The organism is Clostridium sp. chh4-2 (assembly GCF_002899675.1).
Taxonomy (GTDB): domain Bacteria; phylum Bacillota; class Clostridia; order Lachnospirales; family Lachnospiraceae; genus CHH4-2.
Map to the genome: position 1 here is coordinate 95,059 of NZ_PKUU01000002.1, position 16,820 is coordinate 111,878.

The window sequence follows — 16,820 nt, forward strand, 5'->3', positions numbered from 1 at the left end:
CATGGATTTGTTGAGGGTCAAAGAGGAATACATAGAAAAACAGAAACAGTACCGTCATGAAATTTTAGTATGCGGCGGGGCCGGATGTATCTCATCACACTGCGGGGAAGTGCAGGACGCATTGAAAAAGGCACTGAAGGAACATAATCTGGAAAATCAGGTTCATGTTTTGATTACAGGCTGTATGGGAACCTGTGCGGCCGGACCTGTACTGCTGGTGGAGCCGGAGGGAATCTTTTATACGGCTATGGATCCGGATAAGGTGGCAGATATGGTGGAACGCCACCTGGTTAATCAGGAAATTTGTGAAGAATATACATTTTATGATAATGAATTGAAGAAATATATCCCGAAACTGGATGATATCAGCTTCTTTAAAGAGCAGGTAAGGATTGCGCTGAGAAACTGCGGACGGATGGAATATGCGTCCATGGAAGCCTACATAGCGAGAGACGGATATGCGGCGGCGTCCAAGGCGCTTTCGTCCATGAGCCCGGCCGATGTGGTGGAAACCATAAAAGCTTCCGGTTTAAGAGGGCGCGGCGGTGCAGGCTTCCCAACCGGAGTGAAATGGGAGGCCGGATTGAAGGCTGTTTCAGAAGACGGAAGAAAATATATTGTTTGTAATGCGGATGAAGGCGATCCGGGCGCTTTCATGGACAGAAGTATTTTGGAAGGCGATCCTCACAGCATCATCGAAGGAATGATGATCGGAGGATATGCAATTGGCGCGGATAAAGGATATGTGTACGTGCGGGCGGAATATCCGCTGGCTGTGGAGCGTTTGTCCAATGCCATCGACCAGGCCAGAAAAGCCGGGATTCTGGGCGCCAACGTGTTCGGCAGCGGCGTGGATTTCGATCTGGAGATCAGAATCGGAGCCGGAGCGTTCGTATGCGGAGAGGAGACCTCACTTCTGGCGTCCATAGAAGGCAAGAGAGGTGAGCCGAGACAGAAGCCGCCGTTCCCATTTGAAAAAGGTCTGTTTGAATCACCGACCATTATCAACAACGTGGAGACGCTGGCCAATATCGCTCCCATCGTGCTGAACGGAGCCGATTGGTACCATCAGTTTGGAACAGAAAAGAGTGCGGGAACCAAGGTGTTCGCGCTGGCGGGCGACATCGCCAATGCCGGAATCATCGAAGTGCCTATGGGAATCCTGCTTGGAGATATTATCTATAAAATCGGCGGAGGAATTTCAGGAGGAAAACGGTTTAAGGCCATTCAGTCCGGCGGACCGTCCGGCGGCTGTCTGACAAAGGCCCATTTAAACACTCCGGTGGACTATGAGTCCCTGTCAAAACTTGGGGCCATCATGGGGTCCGGCGGACTGGTAGTCATGAACGAGGACACCTGCATGGTGGATACGGCCCGCTACTTTATGGACTTTATCCGGGATGAATCCTGCGGAAAATGTCTTCCATGCCGGAACGGCACAAAGCGCATGCTGGAGATTCTGGAACGGATCACTGAAGGAAAGGGAAAAGAAGGCGATTTAGAGCTTTTGGAGGAACTGGCGGAAACCATCAAGCAGACAGCCATGTGCGGCCTGGGACAGACGGCTCCAAATCCGGTGCTGTCCACCCTGAAATATTTCAGAAATGAATACGAAGCCCATATTTACGCCAAACACTGCGACGCAGGCGTCTGTGCCGAGCTTCAGACCGCCCCATGCCGCAATGCATGCCCGGCCAATGTCCATGTACCAGGTTATCTGTCCCTCCTTTCCGTTGGAAGGATTGAGGACGCGTACCAGCTGATCCGCCAGGAGAACCCGTTCCCGTCCGTATGCGGCCGCGTTTGTACCCATCCGTGTGAGAGCCACTGCCGCAGAAGCCAGGTGGATGAAGCTGTTTCCATCTGCTCTTTAAAACGGTTTATCGGAGACTATGCGCTGCGGGATGATTACAATCTGCCGGTGGTAGAGCCTCAGCCATCCACGGGAAAACGTGTTTCCATCATCGGAGCAGGCCCTTCCGGACTGTCCTGCGCGTACTACCTGGCTAATCTTGGCCATGAAGTGCATGTATATGAGGCGGAATCCGTGGCAGGCGGAGTTCTCTATTGGGGAATTCCTGAATACCGCCTTCCTAAGGAAGTGCTGGCGAAGGAAGTTCATGCAATCGAAAAGAGCGGCGTGAAGATCCATTTGAATACAAAGATCGGTGAAAATATTACCTTTGAGGAGATGAAAAACCAGTCCGACGCCGTTTATATCGCCATCGGAACACAGGTTTCCAGACTTTTGGATATTCCGGGAGAAGATCTGGACGGAGTGGAAAGCGGACTTCAGTTCTTAAAGAGAGTTGGACTTAATTATGACAGAACCGTGGCAAAACGGATCGTAGTGGTCGGCGGCGGAAGCACGGCTATGGACGTAGCCCGCACGGCAGTCCGCCTGGGAGCGGAAGAAGTCACGGTAGTTTACCGCCGTACGGAAAATGAGATGCCTGCCGGTGAGGAGGAAGTTGTGGAAGCAAGAGAAGAGGGCGTGAAGATCATCACATTGGCCTCCCCAAGAGAATTCCTCGGAAAAGACGGCCATGTAACAGGAATCCATATGGTCCGCAGGGAGCTGGCTGATTACGGCAATGACGGGCGCAGGAGAAGCGTACATATTGAGGGCTCTGATTTCACCATTGAATGTGACTGCATCATCAAGGCGATCAACCAGGATGTTGACCATCAGTTCTACCACACAACTCAGGTGGATCTGGATCAGAAAGGCCGTTTGGAGATCAATAAATTCACAGGCCAGACATCCCAGGAAGGCATATTCGCAGGAGGCGACACGAGCCCATGGGGCGCTAACGTGGTGATCCAGGCCATTGCAGACGGAAAACTTGCCGCAGTAAATATTGATAAATATTTAGGCGGAAGCGGTGAACTGAATAAGGGCCAGGTATTTGATATCCCGAATGTGCCGGATGCGGAAGTGACGGAGCCTCATAAACGGTTCCCGGTAAGAACCCTGGCAGTGGAAGACAGAATTGACAACTTTAAAGAAGTTGCCTGCGGTTTCCATAAATTAGACGCCATGGCAGAATCCTTGAGATGTCTGCATTGTGATAGAAGATAGGAAGGAGAGGTAACGTGATGAATATAACGATCAATGGAAAGCCGATGGAAGTTCGTGAGGGACTGACCATCATGGAAGCGGCAAAAGAAGCCGGAATTAAGATACCAAGCCTTTGTCAGTATAAAGATATCCATAAATACGGCTCCTGCCGCATCTGCGTGGTGGAGGTGGAAGGCATGAAAAACCTTCAGGCTTCCTGTATGGCAAAGGTTCGGGACGGAATGGTGATTAAAACCAATTCCCCGAAAGTAAGAGCCGCCCGCAAGGTGCTCTACGAGCTCTTGTTATCCAATCATCCGAAGGACTGCTTAAACTGCCAGAGAAACCAGAACTGCGAGCTTCAGCAGCTGGGCTATGAACTGGGCGTGACGGAAAGCCGTTTGGAAGGCGAGATGGCAAAGAGCAAAATCGATATCTCCCCATCCATCACCAGAGATACCAGCAAATGTATCCTTTGCAGGCGCTGCGTGACCGTCTGCAACCAGATTCAGCATGTAGGCGCGATCCAGGCGCAGAACAGAGGATTTGAGACCATGATAAGCCCTGCCATGGGCCTTCCGCTCAACTCCACCGCATGCGCCATGTGCGGCCAGTGCACCGTGGTATGTCCGACGGGAGCGCTTCAGGAGACGGACGGCCTGACACCTGTATGGAGAGCCATCGCTGATCCTAAGAAACGGGTGGTGGTTCAGGTTGCCCCGGCAGTCCGGGCGGCTTTAGGAGAAGAATTCGGCATGGAATGCGGAACTCCTGTAACAGGAAAGATGGCTTCCGCCCTTCATGAACTGGGCTTTGACGATGTATTTGATACTCTGTTCTCCGCTGATTTGACAATTATTGAAGAAGGAACCGAATTGCTGGGCCGTTTAAATACAGTTCTGAAAGAGGGAAAAGAAGCTGCTCTTCCTATGATCACCAGCTGTTCACCGGGATGGATCAAACACATTGAACACCGGTTCCCGGAAGAACTGGATCATCTTTCCAGCTGTAAGAGCCCTCATACCATGATGGGCGCGGTGGTTAAATCCTTCTATGCGGAAAAGATCGGAAAAGATCCGGAGGATATGTTCGTAGTATCCGTAATGCCGTGCACCGCTAAAAAATATGAAATCCAGCGGCCTGAGATGCAGGTGGACGGACACCCGGATGTGGATGCGGTTCTCACCACAAGAGAGCTGGCCAGAATGATTAAATCCGCGGGAATTGATTTTGTAAACCTTCCGGAAGGCGAATTTGACGCTCCGTTAGGATTGTCCACAGGAGCTGCGGACATCTTCGGTGTGACTGGAGGAGTTATGGAGGCGGCTCTCAGAACGGTTTACGAACTGGTGACCGGACGGGAACTTCCGTTTGAGGGGCTTCATGTGACCCCGATCGTGGGCATGGAGCAGATTAAAACCGCATCTCTCGTAATAGAAAATGTGCTTCCTGCTTTCTCCCATTTAGAAGGCGTGACGGTAAATATTGCGGTTACCAGCGGCCTGGAAGGCGCTTCCATACTTATGAAGGAAGTTGCAGAAGGAACATCGCCCTATCACTTTATCGAAGTGATGGGATGCCCCGGAGGATGCGTCAACGGAGGCGGGCAGCCGAGAACTTATGTGGAAGGCTACCGGGAGAAGAGAGCGAAAGCCCTTTACAGCGAAGATGAGCGGAAGACTCTCCGCAAATCCCATGAGAATCCTGATCTTCAGAAGCTTTATGACGAATATTTAGGAGAGGCCAACGGACATCTGGCCCACAAGCTGCTCCATACCCATTATACAAAACGGGGTGTTTATAATGAATTAATTTAATAATACTTTAACAGCTTTTCTGAGCCGGCCTTTTTCGCCCTTTTTGCGAAAAAGCCGGCTCAGAATCATTTCATGTAATTGACAGTAAAAAGTATTATGGTACAATGATATATAGAAAATATCTATAAATGGGGAAAGAAGGGTTTATCATGATACCAGACAATGAAGTAAAATTAACGGGAATGTCGCATACCGCAGGGTGCGCAGCCAAGATCGGGCCGGGCACTCTGGCGGGAATATTAGAAGGTCTTCCAAAATTTCAGGACCCCAATCTGTTGGTTGGGATAGAAACCTCCGACGACGGGGCGGTTTATAAAGTTTCTGATGAACTGGCCTTGATTCAAACGCTGGATTTTTTTACGCCGGTTGTTGACGATCCATATACATTTGGCCAGGTGGCTGCGGCAAATGCATTGAGCGACATTTATGCCATGGGCGGAGAGCCCAAGATCGCGCTCAATATCGTGGCGTGGCCAAACTGTGTGAATCCCAAATTTCTGGGAGAGATTTTAAGGGGAGGCGCGGATAAAGTGATGGAAGCCGGGGCTGTTTTGGCCGGAGGCCATTCCATCCAGGACGACGAACCCAAATACGGGCTCAGCGTAACCGGTTTTGTCCATCCGGACAAGATGTTTAAAAACTGCGGAGCGGTTCCGGGAGATGTGCTGATCTTAACAAAACCGCTGGGAACCGGTATTGTCAACACTGCGGTGAAGGCGGAGATGGCATCCGAGAAGGCGAAAGCGGAAGTGATCAGAACCATGACGGCGCTTAACAAAAAGGCTAAACAGGTGATCGAACGCTACGAGATCCACAGCTGCACCGACGTGACCGGTTTTGGTCTTGCAGGACACAGCGTAGAGATGGCAGAGGGAAGCGGCGTCACCATAGAGATTCATCTGGACCAGCTTCCGGTTCAGTCGGAAGCGGCTGAATATGCCAAGATGGGGCTGATACCGGCCGGAGCCTATAAAAACCGCGCTTTTGCCGAGGGAAAGATCGATGTTGGAAATGCCGAGGAGCATATGCTGGATCTGTTTTTTGATCCCCAGACCTCCGGCGGCCTCCTAATCAGCGTTTCCCCTGAAACTGCGGATCAGATTATGAAAGACCTGGAACAAACCGATATGGACACCCCGTTTGCAGTGATCGGCCGCGTGATTCCCGCCGGTGAAAAACGCATCCGGTTATTATAGGAGACGAAGCTATGATTTATCTGGATAATGCGGCAACGAGTTTTCATAAACCGCAGTGCGTGATCGACGCGGTGGTACAGGCAATGCAGCATCTGGGAAATGCGGGACGCGGAGCCCATGACGAAGCATTGGCCGCCTCCCGCCTGATCTTTGATGCAAGACAAAAATTAGCTGACTTTTTCGGAGCGGGCGATCCTTCCGGAGTAGCGTTCACCATGAATTCTACAGAGAGCCTGAATATAGCCATCCAGGGGCTGCTTTGCCCGGGAGATCATGTGATCACAACACAGATGGAACATAATTCTGTGCTCAGACCCCTGTATCTGATGGAACGAAAAGGGGTTAAACTCAGTATCATTCCTGCGGACAGGCTGGGGAGAATTGATTTGTCGGAATTGGAAACACAGATTCGTCCCGAAACGAAAGCAGTTGTATGCACCCACGCGTCCAACCTGACCGGCAATATGATTGACATAGCGCAGGTGGGGGAGATTTGCCGCCGTCATGGCGTACTGCTGGTGGTGGACGCATCCCAAAGCGCTGGGGTATATCCCATTCATATGATGGAGATGGGCATTGACGTTCTCTGTTTTACCGGCCATAAAAGCCTTTTGGGACCTCAGGGAACCGGAGGAATCTGTGTGAGGGAGGGAGTAAAGATTCTTCCTCTGCTGGCCGGGGGAAGCGGAGTTCACAGCTATTCGAAGGAACACCCGGACGTGATGCCAACTGCCTTAGAAGCGGGAACGCTGAACGGACATGGAATTGCAGGTTTGTCCGCCGCAGTCTCTTATATAGAAGAAACAGGTTTGGATCAGCTGAGAAACAGGGAAATGGAGCTGATGTGGAAGTTCTATAACGGAGTAAAGGATTGTTCCAATGTGAAGATTTATGGTGACTTTTCCGTCTCAAAACGATGTCCCATTGTTGCCCTGAATATCGGGGATTATGATTCAGGCCAGGTGGCGGATGAATTGTTTGAAGAATACGGCATCTGCACCAGGGCCGGAGCCCACTGCGCCCCGCTGATGCATCAGGCGCTGGGAACCGTGGATCAGGGAGCCGTGAGATTCAGCTTTTCCCATCAGAATACGGAAGCAGAAGTGGATGCCGCCATAGAAGCTGTAAATGAACTGGCAAAAGACTGAGAGGGATTTGGAATGAATCTGAAACAATTGGAAGCATTTGTCTGTGTTACAGAGGTGAAAAGCTTTTCAAAAGCCGCAAAAAAGCTTTATCTGACCCAGCCCACGGTCAGCGCTCATATTAACTCTTTGGAAAAGGAACTGGGAAGAAAGCTGTTTATCCGGACGACAAAGGATGTATTTCTTTCCCCGGACGGACAGCGGCTGTACGAAAAAGCCCGCCAGATGCTGCAGCTGGAGAAAAGCATTTGGCATGATTTTGAAGAAAAGGAAGCTCCTAAAAAAAGGAAGATGATCGTAGGAGCTTCCACGGTGCCGGGACAGTATATACTTCCCCAGGCGCTGTCCCTGTTCTGCCAGAACTACCCGGAAAATGAACTGGAACTCATGGAAGCGGACAGCGAGGTTGTGATACAGAAGATTTTGGAAGGCGAGATCGAAGTGGGCTTCACAGGCACCATGATTGAAAATGCCAGCTGCGTGTATGAGCCGTTCTATTCGGACCGCCTGATTCTGATCACTCCCAATCAGGAGGAATACAGAAAATTCAAGGAGGATGGATATCCTCTGGAACAGCTATATCAGGAAAAAATGATTGTCCGTGAGGAAGGGTCCGGGACGAGAATGGAAACGGAACGCTTTTTAAGGAACGAAGGAATCGATATAGAAAAGATTCCCGTGGTCGCAACCATCAGCAATCAGGAAACCATTAAAAAATCGGTGAGCAATGGTATGGGAGTATCGGTCATCTCCAGCGCGGCGGCGGAAGATTACGTACAGCAGGGACTGGTGTTAAAATTCTATCTGAGCGGCAGAGATGTCAGCCGCAAACTTTATATGGTATGGAACCGCAACAATAAGCCGGGAACGGCGGCCAGAACCTTTTTGCAGTTTGTCAGGGATTTGTATGAATACATATAAAATTATCGTTTCATTTATGAGAAAATCGTACTTATAGATAATTTCTATAAGTACGATTTTTTTATCCTGATTATCAATTAGACCTAATAAATAATTAGTGTTAAGATAAAAATATACAAAAAAAATTAGGCAAGAATAATGGAGGGTAAGGTATGAGTTTTACAAGTACGAAAAAAGGTTTGGCCCTGTCAGGCGCGTTGCTCGGTATCATTGCCGTAATTTTGGCGGCGTCCGGGAATCCTAAGAACATGGCCATATGCATCGCCTGTTTTATCCGGGACACGGCGGGAGCAATGAAATTCCATCAGGCTGCGGTTGTCCAATATGCCAGGCCGGAGATTACAGGGATTATCCTGGGGGCATTTATTATCTCTCTGCTGACGAAAGAGTACCGTTCTACGGCCGGATCGGCTCCGATGATCCGTTTTGTATTGGGGATGATTATGATGATCGGGGCACTGGCATTTTTAGGATGTCCTCTCCGCATGCTGATCCGCATGTCGGCAGGAGACTTAAACGCCTATGTGGCTTTGGTGGGATTTATCGGGGGAATCTTCACGGGCACATTGGCTTTGAAACATGGATTCAGCTTGGGAAGATCCTATGAAACCAGGCGGTCCGGAGGCTACATACTTCCTGCGATGATGACAATTGTTCTTATTCTGGGCGCATTCACCACCTTACTGGCAGCCAGTGAAAAAGGCCCGGGAAGCATGCACGCCCCTGTAATCCTTTCCTTAGCGGCCGGTTTGGTTTTCGGAGCGGTTTCTCAAAAATGCAGAACCTGTTTTGCAGGAAGCGTCAGGGACGTGATTCTCATGAAAAACTTTGATCTGCTCACCATCATCGGCGGATTTTTCGTAGTAATGACAATTTATAACTTGGTTAGCGGCGGATTTCATCTGTCCTTCACCGGACAGCCGGTAGCTCATTCCCAACATCTTTGGAACTTCCTCGGCCTATATGTGGTTGGATTTGCCGCCGTATTAGCGGGAGGATGCCCGTTAAGACAGCTTGTTTTGGCGGGACAAGGGTCCGGCGATGCGGCAGTCACATTTTTAGGACTTTTTGTAGGAGCTGCCGTCTGCCATAACTTCGGACTGGCAGGCTCTGCGGCCTCAGCAGACCCGGTATCGCCGGGAGGACTTGGAACCGCGGGAAAAGCTGCAGTCATTCTATGCGCAGTGGTATTGTTTATCATAGGTTTTTGTATCAAAAAAGATAAGGAATAGGAGGATACGGCGATGATCGAAGTGGATGCAAGAGGATTATCCTGCCCGGAGCCATTGATGCTCACAGACCAGGCCATGAAGAAACATCCGGGAGAGAGCATAAAAGTGGTAGTTACAGAGGCTCACTCGAAGACAAATGTAGAAAAGTTTGCAAAGAGCAAAGGCAGAAGCGTGACCGTTAAAGAAGTTGGACACGAATACGAATTAATGATAGAATAAAGCCATGAGAGCGAAAGAATTAAAATTAGTGATAACATTTCATACAACAGCAGAATCCATTGCCATGGAAAAGAACTGTAAAGCGGCCGGCATTCCGGGCCGCCTGATTCCCGTACCCAGACAGATCAGCGCCGGTTGCGGATTGGCCTGGGCTGTTCCGGCCGAAGACGGGGATACAGTTAAATCATTCATAACCGAAACCTCCCTCCCCTTTGAGTCTATGAGCGAAATCTTTATTTAGTTTAGAAAGAAACGCCGGAAAGAAGGGGAAACCTGGGCGGGCGGCGGAACTGATAAGAGATAGGGGATTCGAGTTTCGACCCTAAGAGGTACTAAGGCCGTCAGAAGCGGAAAAAGGCAGCGCGGCGCCATTCGCGATGAACTCTTTATGACTTCATCGCTCAAGGGCGCCTCAAATACTGATTCGGAATTCAGTATTTGTCTGCCTTTTTCCGTTTCTGACGACCAAGTACCTCTAAGGGTCTGCAAACGATCCCCTATCTCTTATCAGTTCCGCCGCCCGCCCAGGTTTCCCCTTCTTTCCGGCTGTTGCTTGGCTGGCTAAGGAAAAAAGATTTAGTGGATGGGAAAGTGAATTTTTACATCAACCGTTAAGTCTTTTTCAGAAATGCCTTCACCATTTAATGTAAAGGGTGAGGTCTTTTCGTGAAATGCCTTAACGTTTAAAGTAAAACCTGAAGGCATTTCTGAAAATCCCTTCACGATCAATGTAAATGTGATTCTGCATAAATACCTATGCACCAATATTGTTTTTAACCAGGCTAGCGAAAACCAGCACGGAATGGGAAGGCGGAACCGGAGGACGAAGGTCGGAGGGGCCATCCAGGCCGGGGAAGGAAGATGCAGCCAGATGGGATCGTATGGAACCCCTTTAGAACTACTTAGGTCCGTAAGGACAGAACGAGGCAGGTAGAAATTGATTTCCAGGTCAGTTTCTAAAGCGCCGCTGAGCAGCGAAGTCATCAAGAGTTCACTGCGAATGGCGCTGGCCTGCCTCGTTCTGTTCTTACGGGCCTTAGTAGTTCTTAGGGGCGAATCCCGAATCCCATCTGGCTGCATCTTCCTTCCCCGGCCTGGATGGCCCCTCCGACCTTCGTCTTCCGGTTCCGCCTTCCCATTCCGTGCGTCCCCCTTTCGCCAACTCAGCTAAATAACAATCTCGCCAACTCAAAGAGTATAGCTTGGGGACATATTTGTTATGCAAAATGTTGTCTTGAAAGCATAAATGTCAGGAATTATAATAAGGGCATGAGGTAGGCAGGGCGGATGGTTAGTCGGAGAGTGCCTGCTGTGATGCGGCTTCTTTTTTTAGAATTTGAATATATTTTTGAATGTATTTTGGCCGGTAAGAGTTTTTATTGCATATGGCTGTCAGCTCCATGTGAGAGCTGGGATCACCCAGGGAGAAGCAGGCTGGGAATGGGGTCAGGGACGTGGACTTTAAAAATAGTTCCGGGATAAAGGCGCAGCAGTATCCCTTGCTGACCGCTTCGAGGGTGCCGTGAAGGCTGCTGGTGCAGAGGGCGGTCTTTGGTGAAATTCCGGCATTTTTGAAGACCTTGGCCGCCAGCTTTCCGGAGATGGCGGTTGAGGGCTGGAGAATAAAGGAATCATTTTTAAAATTACGGATATCAATCCATGGGTATTTACAGTCCGGTCTTTGAACACCGGAGTTTGCCAGAGGGTGTCCGGGAGGGATGCACAGGACTAATTCTTCCTGGATGATAGGCTCGTATAATAAGTCGGGATCGTAATCAGGAGGATAGACGATGGCAATGTCTGCGTCGCCTTTCATTAAAAGCTGGATTCTCCCGGTGGTGTCGGATTCCAGGATGTTCAGTTCAATTTCGGGAAACTGGTTTTTAAACTCCAGGATGGAGAGGGGGATGATGCCGTCCCGCCTGTTTCTGGGGCAGGCCAGATTTAAACGCCCTTTTTTCTGATGAGCGATATCATTCAATTCAAAATCCATTTGATTTTTTATATATATGATCTGGCGCGCGTAATCGAGATAGCGTTCGCCGAAGTAAGTGGGCTTCAGCTTTCCGTTTATCCGCTGAAATATCTTTGCTCCAACCAGTTTTTCATGTGTTTGGAGAAAACGGGACAGGGTTGGCTGGGCGATGTATAGCTGGTCGGCGGCTTTCGATATATTTTCCTGTTCGGCTATGGCGATAATGTATTGCAGTTCTCGGAAATCCATAAAACTCCTTTCTTATCCTTTGGTATAGCTTTTTGCTATATTTATTATAAAATATATTAGTTTTATGTGTCAATTCGAATTTGAGATTGACGGAAATAAAAGGAAAATAAAAGAAAATTTATTGTCCGCCGGCGGGCATTAAAAAATAATCAGGAGGAATCTAACATGACACCAAGAATTGAAAAAATGTATCACTACATACGCGATACGCGGATGACCATCTGTACGGAAAAGGCCAGACTTTTTACGGAAGCTTATAAAAAATATGACGGCGATCCGGATGTAGTGCGTACAGCCAAGGCACAGGCGTATATGCTGGATCATATCAATATCTTTATATTAGACGGGGATCTGATCGCAGGAGCGCCTGCGTCTCAGCCGCTGGGGCTGGAAGCCGATTTCTGGACGAGAGGATGCTGGAGAAAAGAGGGAATCGAATCTCTAAGGGAAGAGGGAACTCATTATATCAGCGAGGAAAGCGTAAAAGACATGGAGGACATGGCTGATTATTGGCAGCATTTTGCAGCTGAATATAAGATGCTGGATCTGTTTGACGAAAAGATGTGGGCGTGGAAAAAGAGCGGTTTTCATCTTCCGCGCAACAAAACGATCGAAGAAGCCGCCGGGTCCGGCCTGGCTCTCAGCAGCCTTTCCATATTTCCGGAACAGGAATTTGCCAGCATTAATTATGAATTTGCTTTAAAGACCGGGCTGAGGGCCAATATTGAAAAGGCAAAGCAGAAGTTAAAAGAAATTGATTGTTTTGAACTGAAAACGGATTACGATGTGGACCGGGTTTATTCCCTCAGGGCGATGGTGATCATCAATGAGGCCGTGATCCGGTGGGCGCACAGGTATGCCGATCTGGCGAAGAAGCAGGCGGATGAGTGCCAGGACCCCAAACGCAGGGAAGAGCTTATGAAGATGGCGGAAAGCTGCAGCCGTGTTCCTGAATTCCCGGCAGTGACCTTTATAGACGCCCTGCATTTCCAGTGGTTTATCTATATTCTGACCCATTATATGAACGTAATGCCTTTAGGGCGTGCGGACCAGTATATGTATCCATACTTTAAACACGATATGGACGAAGGCACGATGGACGAGGAAACCGCCTTGGAGTACCTCCAATGTCTCCGCTTGAAATATATGCAGATCCGGTCCACATCCGGCGGTCAGCACCGTAAAAAATGGTCCGGCCAGGCGGCATGGCGTTCTGTTACCATCGGAGGCGTGAAACCGGACGGAACGGATGCAACCAATGAACTGACTTATCTGTTCCTGGAGGCCGCAATGCGCTGCCGCACCCCGCATCATACCATTACGCTTAGAATCCACGAAGGAACTCCGCCTCAGTTGATGAGAAAGGCGATTGAACTGGTGAAAACCGGAATCGGCATGCCGTCATTTGTCAGCGATGCTTCTTATATAAAAACATTGGTGGACAAAGGGATGCCGCTGGAAGTGGCCAGGGATTATTATATTGTGGGATGTCTGGATGTTACGGTGCCGGAAGGCTGGGGCCAGCTGTTTTCCATGTGCTGCAATGCGCTGCCGTTCGATACGTTCCTGCATAACGGCTACAGTCCGATTGAGGACCATGCGGTAGGGCCGAAAACAGGGGACCCGCGTGAGATGAAGAGTTTTGAGGAGTTTATGGACCGGCTGGTAGAGCATTATGAATGGTATTTTAAATGCTACGCGGCCGACCGGCAGATTCGTTTCAATATCAGGCGTTCCCAGCGGTTTTTACAGGATGCGCTGGCGATCTCTCTGTATCATGACGGCGTGGATGTGGGATGCAGTCCATTTTTCAGAAAACTTCCTTATCCGGGATTGGGGCCGGCTATCGGAATCGGTGTGGGCATTATCAACGTGGGCGATTCTCTGGCGGCCATTAAAAAGCTGGTATTTGATGAGAAGAAGATCACTATGGACGAACTGATCGGCGCTTTGGACGCCAACTGGGAAGGTGAACGGAATCAGGAGATCAGGCGCATGTGCCTGGCGGTTCCCAAATACGGAAACGATAATGACGAGACGGACAGCGTCATAGCGGAACTCTATAACCGGCTGTCGGATGTAATCCTTAACATGGACAGCTACAGAGGAACAAAATATTGTGTGGCGGCTATTTCCATCACTTCTCATGAACCGGGAGGAAAACTGGTTGGAGCAACGCCGGACGGAAGATATGCCGGCTCCATCTTGGCGGACGGTGGCGGATCGCCGATACAGGGCATGGACAGAAACGGCCCGACGGCTATGCTTAACAGCGCTCTGAAGATCAATCAGGAGAAACTGAATTCCCTTCTGCTGAACATGAAACTGCACCCCAATTCCCTGAAACAGGAAGAGGATGCGATGAAACTTGGAGCTCTCATCCACGCATATCTGGACAATGGAGGAAAACAGATTCAGTTCAACGTGGTGGATACGGAGACATTACAGAAAGCGAAAGAAGATCCGGACCAGTACCGCGATCTGGTTGTGAGGGTTGCGGGCTACAGCACCTATTTCACACTGCTGTCGGATGGAGTACAGGACGAGATCATAAAAAGAACCACGCATGAAATGATGTAAATAATAACGCTTGGAGGTTTGTGCCGCTTTTTGGCGGCGGAATTGGGGGATAAAATGTCCATTGGTACAATTTTAGTGCTTACGCTAGCTGCAATTATTATTTGTATTCTTTTAAACTATAAGCTGAATATTAACTTAGGTATCCCGGCAATTATCTTTGCCTGGCTGATTGGATGCTTCTGCCTCAATATGAAAGTGAAGGCGGTAGTGAGCCAATGGCCGACCAGCATTGTATTCCAATTAATGTGCATCACTATGTTCTTTGCGTTCGCCACACAGAACGGCACCATGAAGAAGGTGGCGGACAGCTTTATTTACCGTTTCAGAAAACAGACTTGGATGATACCCCTTGTAATCTATTTCGCCGGTTTTTCCATCGGAGGAATGGGGGCTCCGGGGGCGACGGCCAACATCATCATGAGTGTGATCGGATTCAACATTGCGGCTGAGGTAGGGCTGCATCCGCTGATTATAGCCGCCGTGGCCTGCCACGGAGGCGCGGCCGGAAGCGAGCTGCCATGGAGCGCCCAGGGAATCATTGCAAAAGGGGTGATTCAGGAGTATTGGCCTGAGCATGCGGACAGCTATACCTGGAAATTGTGGCTGGCTTATTTGATCCTGTCCTTGGTGATCTGTATCGGAGTTTCCCTGATCTTCGGCGGTTTTAAGAAGAGGGCGGCTTTAGAATATGCGAAGCCGGAATCATTTACCAAAGAACAGAAGTATACGTTAATCATTATCGGAAGCGTAGTGGGACTGTCTCTGCTCTTCCCAATTATCAATACCCTGTGTCCGGGAATCACCATCGTGAAGCTGCTGGCCGGATATATGGATATTCAGATGCTTTGTATGGTGGGAATTTTACTCTGCATCCTCTTAAAGCTGGGAAATCAAAAAGAAGCGATTGCGAAAGGAGTTCCTTGGAGCACAATCGTGATGTTAGGCGGAATGGCAATGCTCATGAATATCGCAGGCGAAGCGGGAGCAACCGATTATATCGCAGCGCTTTTGAGCAAAAACATGTCACCGGCGGTAATTGTGGCCATTCTTGGAGTGTTAGCAGGATTTTTAAGCTTTTTCTCAGGAGGAATGAGCGTGGTATTTCCGATGCTGGCCTCATTGGTTCCGCCCATTGCCGAAGCTACGGGGATTCCCGCTTATGCGATGCTGGCTGCTATTTGCTGCGGTGCCAGAATCACGGCATTATCGCCGTTCTCCACAGGCGGAGCCTTAATCATGGGCGCAAATCCCGTGGAAAAGAATGCGAAACTGCTTTTTAACGGCCAGTTAGTCATCTCGCTTGTGAGTCTGGCTTTAGTGGGAGCCGGAGGACTGATCGGCATCTTTACCCTTTTATAATTTCTTGAATACAGAAAAATGAGGTCGCTATGGAACACGAGAAAGGAACGGTTTTTAACATACAGAAATTCAGCATACACGACGGCCCGGGAATCCGTACCACGGTATTTGTAAAAGGCTGCCCGCTGCGCTGTAAATGGTGCCACAATCCGGAGTCAAATGAAATCTTTCCCCAGCTGATGATCCATTCAAAACTTTGTACCGGCTGCGGCAGCTGCGTGAAAATATGTCCCGGCCAATGCATCACCATATCGCCTGAAACAAAAAAAGCGTTCACAGATACGTCCCGGTGCATCAACTGCGGAGCATGCGCTTCGGAGCTGGTCTGTGAACACGGAGCCAGAAGCTTAGCCGGCTATGAGGCAACGGCAGAAGAGATATTGGATGAGGTGGTCAAAGACAGGATTTATTTTAAATCCTCCGGCGGAGGCGTAACCTTCAGCGGAGGCGAGCCCTTGATGCAGCCCCGTTTCACCTCGCAGGTGATGAGAAAATGCAGGGAGGCAGGCATCTCAACAGCTGTGGAAACCTGCGGATATGCGGCCTGGGAATCGGCAGAGATGGTGTTCAAAGAGTCGGATTACATACTCTATGATATTAAGCATATGGATACGGACATCCATAAAGAGCTGACAGGCGTTGGAAATGAACGGATACTGGAGAATTTGAAACGGACGGTAAAGGAATTGAATAAGCATGTCTGGCTTCGCCTGCCGTTAATAAGCGGAATTAATGATTCCGCCGTGGAAATTGAAGCCGTTACGGAATTGGCGGAAGGCTTAGACGGTCATGTGGATCAAATCTGGCTTTTGCCCTATCACAATATGGGGCTGTCAAAACTGGAAGCGCTGAGGCTTCCGGATCAGATCATGAGTCGGTTTCAGACGCCGGATCAAGGGTATCTGGAAACGTTAAAGGACATATTGAAAAAAAGCGGAGCCGAAGTGAAGATAGGTTGAAAAAAACCACTTATAGATGATTTCTATAAGTGGTTTTTTCGCTTGAATTTACCAAAGCACCACGAGAAAGCAGTTGGACACCAGACCTGTTTCATGATAAAATTTAT

13 protein-coding genes are annotated in these 16,820 nt (G+C 49.3%); 11 read left to right on the forward strand and 2 right to left on the reverse strand.

The annotated features are described in order from the left end of the window. The first annotated feature begins 1 nt into the window (after position 1). From nuoF to C0033_RS02375, 8 genes are all read left to right on the forward strand, one after another. Positions 2-3,082, forward strand: a complete 3,081-nt coding sequence (gene nuoF, locus C0033_RS02340) for an NADH-quinone oxidoreductase subunit NuoF (protein WP_103226262.1) — start codon at positions 2-4, stop codon at positions 3,080-3,082. Positions 3,083-3,096: 14 nt separating this feature from the next. After that, entirely contained in the window at positions 3,097-4,878 is a 1,782-nt protein-coding gene (locus C0033_RS02345) for an NADH-dependent [FeFe] hydrogenase, group A6 (protein WP_103226263.1), read from the forward strand. A 149-nt stretch (positions 4,879-5,027) separates the two neighbouring features. Continuing rightward, positions 5,028-6,074 carry a selenide, water dikinase SelD gene (gene selD, locus C0033_RS02350; protein WP_103226264.1) on the forward strand — a complete coding sequence of 349 codons (1,047 nt, stop codon included), beginning with the start codon at positions 5,028-5,030 and terminating at the stop codon, positions 6,072-6,074. 11 nt (positions 6,075-6,085) lie between these two features. Beyond that, on the forward strand, positions 6,086-7,222 hold the full coding sequence (locus C0033_RS02355; RefSeq protein ID WP_103226265.1) for an aminotransferase class V-fold PLP-dependent enzyme: 1,137 nt from the start codon (positions 6,086-6,088) through the stop codon (positions 7,220-7,222). Between the two features lie 12 nt (positions 7,223-7,234). After that, entirely contained in the window at positions 7,235-8,140 is a 906-nt protein-coding gene (locus C0033_RS02360) for a selenium metabolism-associated LysR family transcriptional regulator (protein WP_103226266.1), read from the forward strand. A gap of 152 nt (positions 8,141-8,292) precedes the next feature. Next, positions 8,293-9,372, forward strand: a complete 1,080-nt coding sequence (gene yedE / locus C0033_RS02365; RefSeq protein WP_103226267.1) for a YedE family putative selenium transporter — start codon at positions 8,293-8,295, stop codon at positions 9,370-9,372. 12 nt (positions 9,373-9,384) lie between these two features. Further along, positions 9,385-9,591 carry a sulfurtransferase TusA family protein gene (locus C0033_RS02370; RefSeq protein WP_103226268.1) on the forward strand — a complete coding sequence of 69 codons (207 nt, stop codon included), beginning with the start codon at positions 9,385-9,387 and terminating at the stop codon, positions 9,589-9,591. A 64-nt stretch (positions 9,592-9,655) separates the two neighbouring features. Then, positions 9,656-9,832: a DUF3343 domain-containing protein gene (locus tag C0033_RS02375; protein WP_347501026.1), complete on the forward strand. Its 177-nt coding sequence runs from the start codon at positions 9,656-9,658 to the stop codon at positions 9,830-9,832. 795 nt (positions 9,833-10,627) lie between these two features. Here the strand turns inward: C0033_RS02375 and C0033_RS27580 are convergent. Then, positions 10,628-10,753 carry a hypothetical protein gene (locus C0033_RS27580; protein ID WP_278320735.1) on the reverse strand — a complete coding sequence of 42 codons (126 nt, stop codon included), beginning with the start codon at positions 10,751-10,753 and terminating at the stop codon, positions 10,628-10,630. A 129-nt stretch (positions 10,754-10,882) separates the two neighbouring features. Continuing rightward, positions 10,883-11,815 (reverse strand): LysR family transcriptional regulator, encoded by a 933-nt coding sequence (locus C0033_RS02380; RefSeq protein ID WP_103226270.1) that lies wholly within the window; start codon positions 11,813-11,815, stop codon positions 10,883-10,885. 165 nt (positions 11,816-11,980) lie between these two features. Here C0033_RS02380 and C0033_RS02385 point away from each other — a divergent pair, with 165 nt between their 5' ends. Genes C0033_RS02385 through C0033_RS02395 form a run of 3 tightly spaced genes read left to right on the forward strand, consistent with a single transcriptional unit; the run spans position 11,981 to position 16,713 of the window. Next, entirely contained in the window at positions 11,981-14,395 is a 2,415-nt protein-coding gene (locus tag C0033_RS02385) for a pyruvate formate lyase family protein (protein WP_103226271.1), read from the forward strand. Between the two features lie 54 nt (positions 14,396-14,449). Then, positions 14,450-15,754 carry an SLC13 family permease gene (locus tag C0033_RS02390; protein ID WP_146043719.1) on the forward strand — a complete coding sequence of 435 codons (1,305 nt, stop codon included), beginning with the start codon at positions 14,450-14,452 and terminating at the stop codon, positions 15,752-15,754. A gap of 29 nt (positions 15,755-15,783) precedes the next feature. Further along, on the forward strand, positions 15,784-16,713 hold the full coding sequence (locus tag C0033_RS02395; protein ID WP_103226273.1) for a glycyl-radical enzyme activating protein: 930 nt from the start codon (positions 15,784-15,786) through the stop codon (positions 16,711-16,713). Positions 16,714-16,820: the final 107 nt, after the last annotated feature.